The organism is Mesonia sp. K4-1, from assembly GCF_008017825.1.
Lineage (GTDB): Bacteria > Bacteroidota > Bacteroidia > Flavobacteriales > Flavobacteriaceae > Mesonia.
The window spans coordinates 80,466-97,645 of sequence record NZ_VRLS01000086.1 but is presented as its reverse complement, the minus strand read 5'-3'; the positions used below and the strand labels follow the sequence as shown (position 1 = coordinate 97,645).

14 protein-coding genes are annotated in these 17,180 nt (G+C 34.5%); 9 read left to right on the top strand and 5 right to left on the bottom strand.

Going from position 1 to position 17,180, the window contains the following annotated elements:
* The first annotated feature begins 2 nt into the window (after positions 1-2).
* A complete protein-coding gene (locus FT986_RS12680; RefSeq protein ID WP_147865373.1) occupies positions 3-1,760 on the top strand; it encodes an ABC transporter ATP-binding protein in 1,758 nt (585 codons plus the stop codon).
* A gap of 72 nt (positions 1,761-1,832) precedes the next feature.
* Positions 1,833-2,213: a PUR family DNA/RNA-binding protein gene (locus FT986_RS12675; protein WP_111541397.1), complete on the top strand. Its 381-nt coding sequence runs from the start codon at positions 1,833-1,835 to the stop codon at positions 2,211-2,213.
* 55 nt (positions 2,214-2,268) lie between these two features.
* Here the strand turns inward: FT986_RS12675 and FT986_RS12670 are convergent, their stop codons facing one another.
* Complete coding sequence (locus FT986_RS12670; RefSeq protein WP_147865372.1) at positions 2,269-2,604, bottom strand: tRNA-binding protein; 336 nt, start codon at positions 2,602-2,604, stop codon at positions 2,269-2,271.
* 157 nt (positions 2,605-2,761) lie between these two features.
* Here FT986_RS12670 and FT986_RS12665 point away from each other — a divergent pair, with 157 nt between their 5' ends.
* The gene (locus tag FT986_RS12665; protein WP_147865371.1) at positions 2,762-3,313 is read left to right on the top strand and encodes a thioredoxin family protein; all 552 of its coding nucleotides are present in this window, start codon (positions 2,762-2,764) and stop codon (positions 3,311-3,313) included.
* Between the two features lie 58 nt (positions 3,314-3,371).
* Here FT986_RS12665 and FT986_RS12660 read toward each other — a convergent pair whose 3' ends face one another.
* Positions 3,372-4,301: a peptidylprolyl isomerase gene (locus FT986_RS12660; protein WP_147865370.1), complete on the bottom strand. Its 930-nt coding sequence runs from the start codon at positions 4,299-4,301 to the stop codon at positions 3,372-3,374.
* 116 nt (positions 4,302-4,417) lie between these two features.
* Positions 4,418-6,616: a DNA helicase RecQ gene (gene recQ, locus FT986_RS12655; RefSeq protein WP_147865369.1), complete on the bottom strand. Its 2,199-nt coding sequence runs from the start codon at positions 6,614-6,616 to the stop codon at positions 4,418-4,420.
* Between the two features lie 86 nt (positions 6,617-6,702).
* Between recQ and FT986_RS12650 the strand changes: the two genes are divergently transcribed.
* From FT986_RS12650 to lptB, 4 genes are read left to right on the top strand one after another with little or no spacing between them, the layout of a single operon-like run.
* Positions 6,703-7,668, top strand: a complete 966-nt coding sequence (locus FT986_RS12650) for an SIS domain-containing protein (RefSeq protein WP_147865368.1) — start codon at positions 6,703-6,705, stop codon at positions 7,666-7,668.
* A 4-nt stretch (positions 7,669-7,672) separates the two neighbouring features.
* Entirely contained in the window at positions 7,673-8,509 is an 837-nt protein-coding gene (gene tatC, locus FT986_RS12645; protein ID WP_147865367.1) for a twin-arginine translocase subunit TatC, read from the top strand.
* Positions 8,510-8,512: 3 nt separating this feature from the next.
* Positions 8,513-8,866, top strand: a complete 354-nt coding sequence (locus FT986_RS12640; protein ID WP_111541385.1) for a carboxymuconolactone decarboxylase family protein — start codon at positions 8,513-8,515, stop codon at positions 8,864-8,866.
* 15 nt (positions 8,867-8,881) lie between these two features.
* Positions 8,882-9,622, top strand: coding sequence for an LPS export ABC transporter ATP-binding protein (gene lptB, locus FT986_RS12635; RefSeq protein ID WP_147865366.1), 741 nt, complete (start codon positions 8,882-8,884; stop codon positions 9,620-9,622).
* 67 nt (positions 9,623-9,689) lie between these two features.
* Here the strand turns inward: lptB and FT986_RS12630 are convergent, their stop codons facing one another.
* Entirely contained in the window at positions 9,690-13,091 is a 3,402-nt protein-coding gene (locus tag FT986_RS12630; RefSeq protein ID WP_187248635.1) for a T9SS type A sorting domain-containing protein, read from the bottom strand.
* A gap of 359 nt (positions 13,092-13,450) precedes the next feature.
* Entirely contained in the window at positions 13,451-14,191 is a 741-nt protein-coding gene (locus FT986_RS12625) for a phosphatidylcholine/phosphatidylserine synthase (protein WP_147865364.1), read from the bottom strand.
* A 121-nt stretch (positions 14,192-14,312) separates the two neighbouring features.
* Between FT986_RS12625 and FT986_RS12620 the strand changes: the two genes are divergently transcribed.
* On the top strand, positions 14,313-15,383 hold the full coding sequence (locus tag FT986_RS12620) for a PorV/PorQ family protein (protein WP_370451182.1): 1,071 nt from the start codon (positions 14,313-14,315) through the stop codon (positions 15,381-15,383).
* A 126-nt stretch (positions 15,384-15,509) separates the two neighbouring features.
* Positions 15,510-17,102 (top strand): apolipoprotein N-acyltransferase, encoded by a 1,593-nt coding sequence (gene lnt / locus FT986_RS12615; RefSeq protein WP_255505969.1) that lies wholly within the window; start codon positions 15,510-15,512, stop codon positions 17,100-17,102.
* Positions 17,103-17,180 lie beyond the last annotated feature (78 nt).

The window sequence follows — 17,180 nt, the reverse complement described above, 5'->3', positions numbered from 1 at the left end:
TTATGAAAGAACTTCAGCATATCAATAAGTACTTCGCAAAATATAAAGGACGCTTATTTTTAGGACTCATAATTACCATAGCTGCACGAATTTTTGCTTTATATGTTCCCCAGTTTATTGGAGACTCTACCCACGTCATCGAACAATACATCAATGATGAAATTACCGATGCTAGCTATGTAAAATCTACCTTAATCGATAATATACTTATCATTTTAGGAGCTACTTTAATTTCAGCATTTCTAACTTTCTTAATGCGACAAACTTTTATCGTAGTTTCTAGACACATTGAATTTGATCTTAAAAATGAAGTATATCGCCAATACCAAGCCCTGTCTTTAAATTTTTATAAGAAAAACAGAACAGGAGACTTAATGAACCGTATAAGTGATGATGTTTCTAAAGTAAGAATGTATACGGGACCTGCTTTAATGTATAGCGCTACAACCATTACCTTATTTGTGGTGGTTCTGGCTTATATGATAAGTACAGCTCCTATGTTAACTCTTTATACCGTTGCTCCCTTACCTTTTTTATCTTTTGCGATTTACAAATTAAGTCGGGAAATCAACAAAAAAAGTACTATCGTTCAGCAGTACCTATCTAAGCTTAATACTTATACTCAAGAAAGCTTTAGCGGAATTACAGTGATTAAATCCTACGGTTTAGAACAGCAAATTAATAAAGAGTTTGTTGAACTCTCCAATATGAATAAAGAAAAGAACATTGACCTTGTAAAAGTGCAAGCTTTTTTCTTTCCCTTAATGGTTTTGCTTATCGGAATCAGTAATATTTTGGTAATTTACATTGGAGGTAAACAAGTCATTAGCGGTGAAATTGACAATTTTGGAATTATTGTTGAATTTCTCTTATATGTGAATATGCTTACTTGGCCAGTAGCTACCGTAGGCTGGGTGGCCGATATGGTTCAACGTGCAGAAGCTTCACAAAAAAGAATTAATGAGTTTCTAAGTGAAAAACCCGAAATCAACAATCATTCTGATGAAGAAACAGAAATTAATGGAGATATCGAATTTAAAAACATCACTTTTACTTACGAAGACACAGGTATAACAGCCTTAAAAAATGTTTCTTTCAATATTCATCCTGGAGAAACCTTAGCTATTATAGGAAAAACAGGTTCGGGCAAATCTACTATTCTAGAACTTATAAGCAGACTCTACGATGTCCAAAACGGAGAATTATTAATTGATAAAAAAGAGATAAAGCAGCTCCATTTATCTAGCTTAAGAAAAGCTATAGGTTATGTACCTCAAGATGCATTTTTGTTTAGCGACTCTATAAAAAACAATATTAAATTTGGTAAAAACGATGCCTCGGAAGAAGAAGTTATGACCGCAGCTAAAAATGCCGCCGTTCATAAAAACATTACCAACTTCTCCAAAGGTTACGATACTGTTTTAGGAGAAAGAGGAATCACTCTTTCTGGCGGACAAAAACAAAGGGTTTCTATTGCACGAGCTATTATTCAAGACCCTCAAATTCTATTATTTGATGATTGTCTCTCTGCTGTAGATACGGAGACGGAAGAAGAAATTCTTAATAACCTACACGCCATCTCCAGCAAGAAAACTACAGTAATTGTAAGTCACAGAGTCTCTTCTGCTAAAAATGCAGACAAAATCATTGTCTTAGAAGATGGAGAAATTTTACAACAAGGTACTCACAATCAACTTATCACTAAAGAAGGCTATTACAAAGAGCTTTATTTAAAGCAACTGAGTGAAAAAGAAAATTGATTTTTCTTGCTATATGTTAATATTTTTATGATTTTTGACAGCAACTAAAAATAAACACTAATATTTTTGACTATGAGCGACAACGGAACGATGCAGAAAGAAGAAATATTTTCTAAAGTTTTAAGAGCTGGAAGACGTACGTATTTCTTTGATGTAAGAGCGACTAAAGCTGATGATTACTATTTAACCATTACAGAAAGTAAAAAATTCACTAACGATGATGGTTCATTTTTCTACAAAAAGCACAAAATCTACTTATATAAAGAGGATTTTGAAGGTTTTGAAGAGATTTTAAAAGAAATGACAAATTACATCATCAATGAAAAAGGAGAAGAAGTAATTAGTGAACGTCACCAAAAAGATTTCAAAAAAGAATACGAAACCACCGAAGATATTTCCTCTAATGGAACTTCTACAGGTGATTTCACTGATGTAAGTTTTGATGATATTTAATCATTAAAGAAAAAATATTTAAAGCTCGTCTTCTTCAAGACGAGCTTTTTGTTTTCTATCCTATTCTCAAACCATTTGCAATTTGAGCTTCGGGCTGTATTAAAGTAATATCATCTCCATCAACTGCTCCCAACACTAAACATTCGCTCATAAAATTGGCGATTTGTTTTTTAGGAAAATTAACCACCGCGATGGTTTGATTACCTAATAAATCTTCTTTTGTGTAACGTTTAGTAATTTGAGCCGAAGTTTTTCTAATCCCAATTTTTGCTCCAAAATCTATTTTAAGTTGGTAGGCTGGTTTTCTAGCTTTAGGAAAATCGTTTACCTCTATAATAGTACCCACACGCATATCTACTTTTTCAAAATCACTCCAAGTTATTTCTTTCATCTTTTTTAAGTTTTGCATTAGGGATCGCTGCGGCATCTTTCTTTCTAGCTTTTTTTTGCGAGATAGAAAATACAGCGGAAAGCCCGACCTGCTTTTTTTTAAGCAGGAATGCCCAAATAGTTTTAATTTTTATTAAATTTAAAATTAAAGAAAAGATATGAAACTAGAGTCTTCTCAAATAAAATTAGGTGAAAAAGCACCCGATTTTTCTCTCTTAGATGCCAGCACCAATAACCTCTATAGCTTAGCCGATATACAGGGAGAAAAAGGAACGGTCATCATGTTTATTTGTAACCACTGTCCGTTCGTAAAACATGTGGCAGATGAATTGGTAAGACTAGCTAATGATTACCGAGTTTTAGGTTTTGGTTTTGTAGCGATTTCTAGTAACGACGCCAAACAATATCCAGCAGATGGCTTAGAACATATGTGGTTATTCGCCAGAAAACATCATTTTACATTTCCATATCTGTATGATGAAAGCCAGCGTGTAGCAAAAAAATATGAGGCGGTTTGTACCCCAGATTTTTATGTCTATAACGCTTCCGCGGAATTGGTTTATCACGGACAGCTCGATGATTCTAGACCCCAAAATGGTATTGCTGTCAATGGAAGAAGTGTGCGAGAAGTATTAGATGCTCTTTTTAATAGCAGACCTATACCTCAGCTTCAAAAGCCTAGTGTAGGCTGTAGTATAAAATGGAAATAAAAAAGCTACTCTAGAAGAATAGCTTTTTTAATAAGGTAATTGTATTTTAAATAGTGAATTAAGCTTTCACCAACTCTACATCAAAGATTAAAGTTGCATTTGGAGGAATTACACCACCAGCTCCTTGCGCTCCATATCCTAAATGAGACGGAATTACAAACGTAGCTTTATCTCCTTCGTTTAATAACATCACACCTTCATCCCATCCTGCGATTACATGACCCATTCCTACTGGAAATTGTATTGGCTGATTTCTTTTAAAAGATGAATCAAATACAGTTCCGTCGGTTAACATACCTTTATAATGTACAGAAACGTTGCTTCCTTTATTTGGTTTTGATCCTTTACCTTCTTGCGTAATTTTATAATGTAAGCCGCTATCGGTTTTTGTCATCCCTTCGGTTAGTGACTTCATTTTTTCTTCTTCTTGTTTTTTCGCTTCAGCTTCTCTTTCTGCCTTAGAAGCATTAAATTTTTCAAAAGCAGCTTTTGCGTCAAAGCTCTCAGCTTCTTCCCCTACTCTTTCTATACTTAATTTTTCAATTTTATCTCCCTGCTGAATTTTATCTACAATTTCTTTTCCTTCTACTACTTTCCCAAAAACAGTATGTTTACCGTCTAACCAAGGCGTAGGTACGTGAGTGATAAAAAACTGACTTCCGTTAGTTCCTGGTCCTGCATTTGCCATAGATAAAATCCCTGGCTCATCATGTTTTAGATCTGCGTGAATTTCATCCTCAAATTGGTAACCAGGTCCTCCTGCTCCGCTACCTTTAGGATCTCCTCCTTGAATCATAAAATCTTCTATCACACGGTGAAATTTAAGTCCGTCGTAATACGGTGTTCCTTCCGCTTTAGCGTCATTTTTGATTTTTCCTTCAGCAAGTCCCACAAAATTCCCCACAGTACCGGGAGTTTTATCATGGGTTAATTTGACTAAGATGTCTCCTTTATTGGTCGTAAATTTAGCGTATAATCCGTTTTCCATAGTAATTGTTTTATTAAAAGTGCAAAGATAAGTTGTTCTTAGGGCTTTTCCTAAAAAGAAAAACCTGACTTCTAAAACTATTAGAAATCAGGTTTTTGTATTCAATATTATTTTTTCTAGTTGGCTACTTCGCTCATAAATTTAATGCGATACAAACGTAGATCTTCATCTTCGTAATCGCCATCAAATTCTTCCATAGCCTCCTCGATACCATCAGTTTCAGCTTCTAAAAAGTAATCGTGTAATTCTTCTTGTTGTTCTTCATCAAAAAGTTCGTCTATCCAATACGAAATATTTAGTTTGGTACCACTATAAACAATGGCTTCAACTTCTTTTATAAAGTTTTTCATTTCCATACCCTTAGAAGAAGCGATATCGGGTAAAGGAAGTTTTCTATCCACATTTTGAATGATGTATAGTTTTAATCCGCTGTTAGCTCCAGTAGATTTAACAATCATATCATCTGGACGAAGAATATCATTTTCTTCAACATAATTAGAGATAAGCTGAATGAATTCTTTACCGAATTTTTTAGCTTTCCCATCTCCTACCCCATGAATATTACTCAATTCTGCTAATGTAATAGGGTATTTTGTAGCCATATCTTCTAAAGAAGGATCTTGAAAAACCACAAATGGTGGAACTTCTTTTTTCTTAGCTACTTTTTTTCTTAAATCTTTAAGCATCTTCATGAGTCGCTCATCTGTCGCTCCTCCAGATTTTGTGGAGATTATATTTTTAGTATCGGTTTGACTATCGTAACTATGATCTTCTGTCATCATAAAAGAGACAGGATTTTTAATATACTCTTTTCCTTTTTCGGTGATTTTTACAACCCCGTAGGTTTCTATATCTTTTTTCAGGTAACCCGCAACTAATGCTTGGCGGATTAGAGCCATCCAAAAAGGGGCTTGTTTATATTTTCCTTTTCCGAAAAGAGCAATCTCATCTGTTTTATGTGATTTTATGAGCGCATTTGATTTTCCGATAAGGGTATTGACTACTTCCTTAGATTTGTAGAGTTGGTTGGTCGTTTTTACAGTTTTTAAGAGTAATTCTACCTCAGGTTGAGCTTCAATTTGCTTTTTAGGATTCTGAACGTTATCATCCATATCTACACCATCTTCTTTTCCGCCGTTAAATTCTTCGCCGAAATAATGAAGTATAAATTTTCTACGCGACATCGATGTCTCTGCATAAGCCACTACTTCTTGCAATAACGCATGACCTATTTCTTGTTCGGCCACGGGTTTACCGCTCATAAATTTCTCGAGTTTCTCAATGTCTTTATAAGCGTAAAAAGCTAAACAATGTCCTTCGCCTCCATCTCGTCCTGCTCTACCGGTCTCTTGGTAATAGCTTTCTATACTTTTTGGAATATCGTGATGGATCACAAAACGAACATCGGGTTTATCGATTCCCATCCCAAAAGCAATGGTTGCCACTACGACATCTACATCTTCCATTAAGAACATGTCTTGATGCTTGGCTCTAGTTTTAGCGTCTAAACCTGCATGATAGGGAACGGCCGAAACTCCATTTACTTGTAAGGTCTGTGCCAATTCTTCTACTTTTTTCCGACTTAAACAGTAGACAATCCCGCTTTTTCCTTCATTTTGCTTCACAAAACGAATGATATCGGCATCTACATTGGCTGTTTTTGGCCTTACTTCATAGTAAAGATTGGGTCTATTAAAGGAAGCTTTAAAAGTATTAGCATCCGTAACTCCTAAATTTTTAAGAATGTCTTCTTGAACTTTAGGGGTTGCTGTGGCAGTAAGCGCGATAATAGGTATATTATCTCCTATTCGCTTTATGATGCTTCTTAAGTTTCTATATTCTGGTCTAAAATCATGACCCCATTCACTAATACAATGCGCTTCGTCTATGGCTAGAAAAGAGATTTTTTCTCCGCGTAAAAACTCCACATTCTCCTCCTTGGTAAGAGATTCGGGCGCTACATAAAGCAATTTAGTGATTCCTTCAGAGATATCTTTCTTAACCTGCTTCACTTCAGTCTTGTTTAAAGAGCTGTTGAGTACATGGGCTATACCGTGTTCGGAAGAAATTCCGCGTAAAGCATCTACTTGATTTTTCATAAGAGCAATTAAAGGAGAAACTACAATAGCAGTACCTTCATTAATCAACGCAGGTAATTGATAACACAACGATTTTCCACCACCCGTAGGCATAATGACAAATGTGTGTTCCTTAGCTACTATACTCTTAATTACTTCTTCTTGTAATCCCTTAAATTGGCTAAAGCCAAAATATTTCTTTAATTCTTGATGTAAATCGATTTCTGACAAACTGATTATTTAATGTTACAATTTTACATACCTTTGTTACACTAAAGATACGTTTTTCTTTAGTACCTACAAATTCAAATTTAAAATTTTAAATGCAAGCATCCAACATACTTTCTGTCGCTAGAGATACAATTTCTAATGAAGCAAAAGCCGTTGAAAAACTTCAAGATTATTTAAATGATGAATTTGCGCATGCGGTTCAACATATCTATAACTCCAAAGGTAGGGTAATTATTACAGGAATTGGCAAAAGTGCTATTATTGCTACCAAAATTGTAGCTACTTTAAACAGTACAGGCACTCCTGCTATTTTTATGCACGCGGCAGATGCTATTCACGGAGACTTAGGAACAATTTTAGAAGATGATACAGTAATATGTATTTCTAAAAGTGGAAACACTCCCGAAATTAAAGTCTTAGTCCCTCTCATTAAGAATTTTAAAAACACCTTGATTGGAATCACAGGAAATAAAGATTCTTTTTTAGGAAAGCAATCTGATTATGTTTTAAATGCGTATATCGATAAAGAAGCATGTCCTAATAACCTTGCTCCTACAACCAGTACGACGGCGCAATTGGTATTAGGTGATGCTCTTGCAGTTTGCTTATTGCACTTAAGGGGTTTTTCTAGCAAAGATTTTGCTAAATATCACCCAGGAGGTGCTTTAGGAAAAAAATTATATTTAAGAATAAGTGATATTACTTCAGAAAATCAAAAGCCACAGGTGACTCCTAACACTTCTATCAATAAAGTAATTATAGAGATTTCAGAAAAAATGCTGGGTGTTACTGCTGTGATTGAAAATGAAGAAATAGTTGGGATCATAACCGATGGTGATATTCGTAGAATGCTCACAAAGAATGAAGATTTTTCTCAGCTAAAAGCTAAAGATATTATGGGAGCTTCTCCCAAAATTATCGATAATCATGCGATGGCGGTAGATGCGATGGATATTTTAGAAGACAACGGTATATCACAATTAATTGCTAAAGACAATAAAGGAAAGTATGCAGGTATTGTACATTTGCACAATCTTATAAAAGAAGGAATTATATAAGCCTATGGCAAAGAGAGAAGTTAAAAACCCTGAAGAAATGTCTTTTCTAGACCATCTAGAAGATTTAAGATGGCATTTAATTAGATCAACCTTAGCTATTGTAATTGCTGGTGCAGTTGCTTTTATCGCTAAAGACTTTATATTCGGAATTCTTTTTGGCCCCAAAGATCCTAATTTTATTACCTATAGAGTGCTATGTAATATCGCTTCTTCTATGGGGATGGATGAAAGTTTTTGTTTTACTGAAATTCCTTTTAGAATACAAAGTAGGCAAATGGCAGGGCAGTTTAGCGCGCATATTTGGACGTCTATTACCGCTGGGTTTATTGTAGCTTTTCCTTATGTACTGTATGAATTTTGGCGTTTTATATCTCCCGCACTACACGCAAATGAAAAGAAAGCTTCTAAAGGTTTTATTTTTATAGCCTCTTTTCTATTCTTTTTAGGAGTGCTTTTTGGTTATTATGTAATTTCCCCATTATCTATTAACTTCTTAGGAACTTATCAAGTGAGTGAAGAGGTTTTTAATGATATTGATTTAAGCAGTTATTTTGGTTTAGTGAGAGCCTCTTCATTAGCTTGTGGGGTAATTTTTGAACTTCCTATCATTATGTTTTTACTGACTAAAATAGGATTGGTAACGCCAGAGATACTTAGGAAATACAGAAAATTTGCCTTGGTAGGTATATTAATTATCTCAGCTTTAATTACTCCTCCAGATATTGCAAGCCAAATTATAGTAGCTATTCCTGTGATGATTTTATATGAAGTGAGCATTTATATCTCTGCTTTTGTGATAAGAAAAGAAAGAAAAAAAGAAAAATCAATTGCTAAAAAATAAGAAATGAGTGATCAAGTAGATGAGTTTAATGCTTATCGCCAAAAGATGAATGATAAGATTCTTGGAGAAAATAATAAGGTGTTAAAAAGAATTTTTAATCTAGACACTAATGCTTTTACGGAAGGTGCTCTAGATAAACAAACAAAAGAATTATTAGGCTTAGTAGCTTCTTTAGTATTGCGTTGTGATGACTGTGTAAAGTATCATCTAGAATCTAGTCACAGTAGCGGAATGTCTAAAGATCAAATTATGGAAACCTTAAGTATTGGTACACTAATTGGTGGTACCATTGTAATTCCACATTTAAGAAGAGCTTACGATTACTGGGAGACCTTAGAAGCTAAAAAAATCCAGTAAAAAAAATTAAAAAATATGAAACTAAGAGCAGATCATCTAATGAAAGCCTATAAAGGCCGAGAGGTTGTAAAAGGCATTTCAGTAGAGGTTAATCAAGGTGAAATTGTTGGTTTATTAGGTCCAAATGGTGCTGGAAAAACCACCTCTTTCTATATGATAGTCGGACTTATTAAACCAAATAGCGGTAATATTTATTTAGATAAAACTGATATTACTAAATACCCCATGTATAAAAGGGCTCAACATGGCATTGGCTATTTAGCACAAGAAGCTTCTGTTTTTAGAAAATTAAGTATTGAAGATAATATCATGAGTGTACTAGAGCTCACTAAGCTTTCTAAAAAGGAACGAGAAGCAAAAATGGAAAGCCTCATCGATGAATTTAGTTTGGGTCATATAAGAACCAATCGAGGTGATTTACTTTCTGGAGGGGAACGTAGAAGAACAGAAATTGCAAGAGCTTTAGCTACAGATCCTAAATTTATTTTATTAGATGAACCCTTTGCGGGTGTAGATCCCGTGGCAGTTGAAGATATTCAACGCATTGTAGCCCAGTTAAAAAATAAAAATATTGGTATTTTAATTACCGACCATAATGTACAAGAAACTCTAGCGATTACCGATAGAACCTATCTTATGTTCGAAGGAAATATTCTTAAACACGGTCAACCCGAAGAATTAGCTTCCGATGAAATGGTTAGAAAAGTATATCTAGGACAGAATTTCGAACTCCGTAAAAAGAGAATTTTCGAGTAAAATTATTTTATCCCGTTTTATAATAATAAAACGGGATTTTTTTTCTTTTCTAAAAGCAATTAAAAATCTATTTTCTAAGGAGTTTTTTACTAAAACTCTTCCCTTGAGAATTTACTTTCACGATATATATACCATCCGCAAGGGAAGACACATTTATAGCAAGAGTATCTGATGAAGAATCAGAATATTTCTTTTCCGAAACTCTATTTCCTACAACATCATAAATTTCAATACTAACTTTATTTCCTAAAAAATTCTCCCCTTTGATATATACCACATCCCCCATAGACGGATTAGGATACAATTGAAAATTACTTACCCAATGATCGCTTGTAGCATCTAAACTATTTTCATCAAACACAATTTTAAATCGGTTGGGATCAATGCTAGCAGGTAAATTCTCATCTACCGAAAATGACACCCACGTAGAATTATTATTTTGAAGCGGAGTATAAATATCTAAATAAGCATCGTACAAAGAAGCGTTTAGCATATTGAATTCACTAACATGAATTTTAAATTGATAATCTTTCCCTCTATAAGTGTAGTTCGCCAGCTGAAGCTCATCTCCAGCAACTGGTAACTCCTTATTCTCTATACTCAATAAATCGTTTCCATTTTTAACAGCTAAATTCTCATCTAAATTGAAAAGTTTTGCAGCATCTCCAGCATCGACTGTATTTTCGAAATTGGAATTAAAATTTATAATTACTCCATCAATAGAATTACTTAAGTTACTTTGGCTATCCTCTCTAAGCATATTCACTTTTATAGAAGCCGTATGAGAAAACTGTGGTCTATAAACACTTTGCGTGACGTTAGAATATAATTTATTATTTTCAGTAAAATTTATCGTTGCAGGGTTATTTCCTCCTCCTACTTTTTTTATAAATACAGCTTGCCCTGGTTGCAGATACTTTGTAGCTGTAGAACCTGAGTTACTATTTGCGTTTAAATTAGCATCTACTGTAACAAAAGCTCCTCTTTCATTAATTGTAGGATCCCATAGATATACAAATTGACCATTCACATTATTAGAATTTGCTAAAACTTCTTCCATATCTACAATGGCTTGATAGGGGTTTCCTAGGAATATAAAACCTGCGTTTGGAGCATCTCCAGAAAATTGAAGATCTCCTTGAGCTAAGTTACCTTTAGTCCTGATAACGGTGTTAGTAGGAACTGCAGCATTACTCGTCACGTTTATACTTCTATCACCACGTACCATTAAACGATAAGCCTTTCCTGCTTCAACTATATTTTGATTGGTATTATTTACCACATTCCAACTTTGTGTAGAATCATCAAAAGTATAAAGTGAAGGGCTACCTGATGCAGTTGCATCGAAGCCGTTTTGTCCTGTAGTAGAACCTGTTATATGTGTTCCATAACCTGGATAAGGATTTAGATTGCTACTCAATGTGGTATTATTAACTCCTTCTTGCCAGTTGTCTTTTATACTTCCTGTTGAAGTTACCGAAGGAGAAATAAACCTAAAAGCTCTCTTAGCAGGAAGGTATCTCTCTGTAATTACCTCTCCTACAACCTGGCCTCCCTCTATTGGCGCTAAAACAGCAGTATGGCTTTGAAAACTTTTAAAAGTTAGCTGATCATTGGTATTAAAATCACCTTGTTTTAATGTTACCACTCCTGAAACCGAAATAGGAGTATCTACACTTACAGAAACTGGATTGTCAATTACCAAATTACTCATATAATCACCCTCAAATACATTTGCAGGAATGTTTTGTGCTGCTTCTCCATTAAAGTATATAACGGAACTTAAATCTGACGCTTTAATATAATTGCTTCCGTTGGTGATAAATTGACCACTAATTTTTAATTCTTTTCCATTAACATCCAAGTTAGCCGATCCATTATTTTGGTAATTATGAATTTTTACATTTACTGGAAGTCTTAAATCATGTATAGCATTATCATCAAAAATTAAATTAATGTTTCCGTTAGGATTTGGAAAACCAGTAGTCATATTCAACCAGTTACTTGAAGTTGTCCATTGATCATCTGTCGTTCCAACCCAAACATAGTTAATGCCTAGGTCTTCTTCTGTAAATCTTTTCTTATGTGGAGAATTAGCATGATCACCATCGATATCTAAAATATTATTCATCCAAACAATATCTGTACTGTTTGTAGTAATTGTACTGCTAGTAGTAAAAATAAGTTCTTTTCCGTTAGGACTTAAAATAGGGCTCGAGCTTAATTGATCATTAATCGTAGAGGACCAATCTAACCCATTTCTTAAGGTATACATCCAAGAACCATTGGTCACATTTCCATCTAAAACTTCATTGAAGACTACTTTAAATTGGTTTGCATTTATATATTCCATCGAGATTGCATAAGGCTTTTCTGAAATAACTTGTTGATAACCATACACCTGTTCTACAACATTCAAAGTGGTATTTGAGTTTTGAGTATAATTTCCATTATTATCTAACCACCCATTCATCGTGGTGTTTAAATTAGAGTTTATGTTAGAACCACTAGTTACCTCTACATCATTAAAAGTAACCGAATTATTACTTTGCTGATCGATTGAAAAACTCCCATTTAAAATAGTTAAGCTTTCTTGCGGAGTAAAACTTGGACCTCCAGAAAACAAGATGTCATCATTAAAAGTCACCGTTCCATTTCCTCCATAAAAATAGGCTCCTCCTGTAAATTGGGTTTTTCCTGAAATATCTAAGTTGGAGTTATCTAAATAGAAATCTACCCCACCACTAAACTCTGCATCTCCTAAAATAGAAATATTTCCATACTGAGCTTTGAAATTATCCCCTTGTGTAAATACTACATCCTCCTCAATAACCATTGTAGCATTTCCTAAATAAAAACCTGCACCACCATTAAATTGAGCATCTTCTTTTAATTCTATAGTTCCTGTATCTCCATAAAACATATGAGAACCAGAAAACTTAAAGGATCCAAAACATATAAGATCACCCGATCCTAATTGAAACTCTCCATTCCCAGCTAGTAATAAGTTCACATTAGAGTTATTTATGCTTCCTACGGTAATGACTCCAGACTGATTGTCTATCTTTCCATTTCCATTCAAGGTCATATCTTTTAAAAAGGTAAGATGTCCACTAGCTATTTCTATCTCTCCTCCAATAGTAGAATTTTTCTCCACAGTTAAAGAACCATCTCCTAAATTAATTTTTCCGCTATTACCTATGCTCAAGGTTCCATTTACCTGAAGCTGTGCTTGGTCATCAAATTCTAAGGTTTGGTTATTACTCCCTAAAGTCAATTTTTTTATAACTGCCTGAGAAGATAAAATTGGTTGGTGATTGGAAGAGTGTATATAACCAATCTTTACGTTTGAGTTAGGCGTAGGAACACCATTAGTCCAATTACTGGCTAGTGTCCAGTCGCTACTTTGAGCACCATTCCATGTTGTATTTTGCGACATTACACTTCCCGTGGTAAACACTAAAAACATTACTAAAATTCTAATACCATAGATCATAACAAAAACTCTTAAACACTGATAATCAGTAGAACATTATTTTTCAGGGTGCAAAATTAGTGTGTAAGAGTACTTAAAAACAGGCTAGACAAATAAACTCGTTAAACGGTGCTTATTTTCGTTTAAATAAACACAGACGAGCAAAGTGTTGATAAGTCGATGATTAACACCATTTATCTTAAAAAATTAAAAGAATAACTGTAAATTGGGAACAAGAGTTAAAATACGAAGCATTACTTTGCTATATATGGGTAAATTCACATTTAAAAACAAAAGGATACGAGAAGAGTCTCTGGATATTCTTGCTATTCATCAAACCACTTAAAAAGATTTTAAGCTTTATTCTGGACCAAAACAGATAATAGAATATAACCTAAAATAATAAAAGGTAGAGCGATAAAGTGAAATGCAACAATTCCAACCAAGCTCATAAGTAGAAAAAGATATCTATACCAATTATCCTTAAGGGATAGGTTTTTAAATTTCAGAGCAAACAAGGCCACTTCCGCATTCAGCAAAATACAACTCAAAATACTTAAACCAATCAGAAAGTAAGGGTTGAGTATAAAAGTAGTAACCATTTCACTTTCGTGGAAATGAAGAATTAATGGTAAACTTAAAATGAGTATAGCATTGGCAGGTGTTGGCAAACCTATAAACGAACTCGTTTGGCGGTCATCAATATTAAACTTAGCTAATCGGTAGGCAGAACCCAAAGTAATTAGCAGCCCGAATAAAGCAATAAGCGGAAAATTGATTTCAAAAGTAGAAGCTCCCCAGGCTAATGGAGCAAGAACATCGGCTCCTAAGGCTTGGCATAATAGTTGAAACATAACTATACCAGGCACTAACCCGCTAGTAACCATATCGGCAAGGGAGTCGAGTTGTAAACCCAATTCACTTTGTACGTTCAGACTTCTAGCTGCTAGTCCGTCAAAAAAGTCAAAGAAAATACCTAAACCTACAAAAACGGTAGCCATTAAAAGTTGATTCTGTAAAGCTAGAATAACGGCTATACTACCACTTAACAGATTTAATAACGTAATAAGATTAGGAATTTGCTTTTTTAACATGCCAATAATTTTTATCAAAAATACAAAAGAAAGCCTTTGTAAAACACAAAGTACAATAACTAAGGTAAATTAAAGTTTATATATTATAAATTAATAAGATATTTGCAAAAAAAATTGTGAAGTGAAAATACAACTTCTACCACTTATATTTTTAGTTACTCTAGCCACTTCCGCGCAAAGCGTTAGAAAATATTCTAACGAGTTTATGAATATTGGTGTGGATGCTGCGGCTTTTGGGATGGCCAATGCGGTAACCGCCACGACTGCTGATGTGAATGCTAGCTATTGGAATCCGGCCGGACTTACACGCTTAGAGGATAATGAAATTGCTTTAATGCACGCCAGTTATTTTGCCAATATTGCCAACTACGACTATATAGGAGGCGCTATGCCTCTAGACGATCGCAGTGCGGTAGCTATAAATGTGATTAGATTTGGGGTAGATAATATTCTAAATACTACACAACTTATAGATGATCAAGGGGAAATTAATTATGACCGAATAAGTTTATTCTCTACAGCCGATTATGCTTTTACGTTTTCTTATGCGAGACAATTACCCTTAGATGGCATGTCGTATGGTGTGAACGCAAAAGTAATTAGACGTATTATTGGTGATTTTGCTAATTCTTGGGGCTTTGGTTTAGACCTTGGCGTTCAATACCAAAGTGATAATGGTTGGGAGTTTGGTGCTATGGCGAGAGACATTACAACTACTTATAATACATGGACGATAGATGAAGAAGAATACAGCACTGTTCAAGAAGCGGTAGAAGGACAAAACCAAGAACTCCCCGAAACTACCGAAATTACTTTACCCAAACTACAATTAGGAGTCGCTAAAACCTTTACTATTCGCTATGACTTTGATATTAAGACAGAGCTCGATTTACAAATGCGCTTTGCAGAAACCAACGATATTATCTCTACTTCTGCAGTAAGTATAACCCCTGCTTTTGGCTTTGAGGTGGGTTATATAGATATGATATATTTAAGAGGAGGTGTGGGAAATTTTCAAAATGTAGAACAGCTAGACCAATCTTCTAAAGTAGGTTTTCAACCTGGTTTCGGACTAGGATTTAAATACAAAGGGATTCACGTAGATTATGCCTTTACCGATATTGGAGACCAAAGTGTCGCTTTATACTCTAATGTTTTTTCCTTAAAAATAGACTGGAGTATCTTTAGGTAATCAAACCTATGCGTTAAATGTGGTTATATTTCAGCGAAAGCTTCAAGTTGAGTTCATGCTTAGAACATGTATAAATTCGTTTTTTTTTAAAGTGATAATAGTATCTTTGGGTATATTTTCTATGCCATGATCAAAAAACTTATCGCTTCTTGCCTTAGCGGAATATTACTCGCTTTAGCTTGGCCCACCTACGGTTTTCCTGTATTGTTGTTTGTCGCTTTTATTCCTCTTTTATGGTTGGAATATGATATCCGTCAAGCGGAAAAAAAGAAAGGAGCCCTTCAAGTTTTTTTATACACTTACCTCAGTTTCTTTATCTGGAATATCATTACCACCTATTGGCTATACTTCTCCACCCCTTTTGGCATGTGGTTTGCAGTAGGCGTCAATACGCTTTTAATGAGTTTAGTTTTTCTATTTTATCATTTTTTAGCAAAAAAAGTTCCTTTTCATCTCTCTGCTATATTTTTAACCACCTTATGGATTAGTTTTGAAAGCTTGCACTTACAGTGGGAATTTTCTTGGCCTTGGCTTAATTTAGGAAATGCCTTTTCTGAATATTACCAGTGGATACAATGGTATGAGTTTACAGGAACTTTTGGTGGTAGCCTTTGGGTGTGGATTCTTAACTTTAGTATTTTTAAAAGTATTCTTTTATACCTTAAATACAAAGACACAGCAATTATTAAAAGAGCTGCCCTTAAAGCAGTTTTAATGATAGGCATTCCCATTGCGTTTTCTTACTATTTATTTTACTCGCTTACTTACGAGGATCAACCTCAACTAGAAGCTTTAATCTTACAACCCAATATTAATCCTTATACCGAAAAGTACAACACTACAGATAAACGTATAGGTGATTTATTAACGCAACTCACCCAAGAAAAAATTACTTCCAATACAGATTTGGTATTAGCTCCCGAAACTGTTTTTGCCGATGGGACAGAACTAGCACAGTGGGATTATTCTTTTGCGAAGAATATGAGTTTGAGCGCTATTAAAAATCACTCCCAAACCAGCTTTTTAGGAGGAATTTCCTTTTTTGAAAAAATCACTTCTCAAGATCAAGTTCAAAAACAAACCAATTACCTTAGAGAAGGATTATGGTATAATGATTATAATTCTGCCTTTATGGTGAATACAAATGATCTAGAGCAGATTTACCACAAATCAAAACTCGTGGTGGGTGTAGAAAACTTTCCTTATCAGAGTGTTTTAAAACCTATACTAGGAGATGCTATGATCGATTTGGGAGGAACTGTAGCTATGAAAACCACGCAAAACGATAGAGAGGTATTTAGCACCCTTAAAAATCACAAAATAGCTCCTATCATTTGTTATGAATCTGTATACGGAGAATATGTTACGGGCTACGTGAGAAATGGAGCTGAAGTCTTAGGGATTATCACCAATGATGCTTGGTGGGGAAATACCCAAGGCCATCAACAACACCTTAGCTATGCAAGATTAAGAGCCATAGAAACCAGACGCTCGGTAGTGAGAAGCGCCAATACAGGAATTTCGGCGGCTATTTTACCAAATGGAGAAGTAAGTAAACGTCTCGATTATGAAGAACAAGGAAGTATTTTGGCGCACGTGCCTATTTCTAAAAAAATGACGTTTTATGTTTTATTCGGAGATTATATCGCTAGAATCTCTCTCTTTATCTTAATTTTTGTACTCCTTTTCGCATTTACCCGAAGAAGAAATGAAGTATAAATTCAAGCTTAAACATTTAACACTAGAAAAAACGCTTTATACATTCAATTAATTACTGTAATATTGCAGCTCTAATTA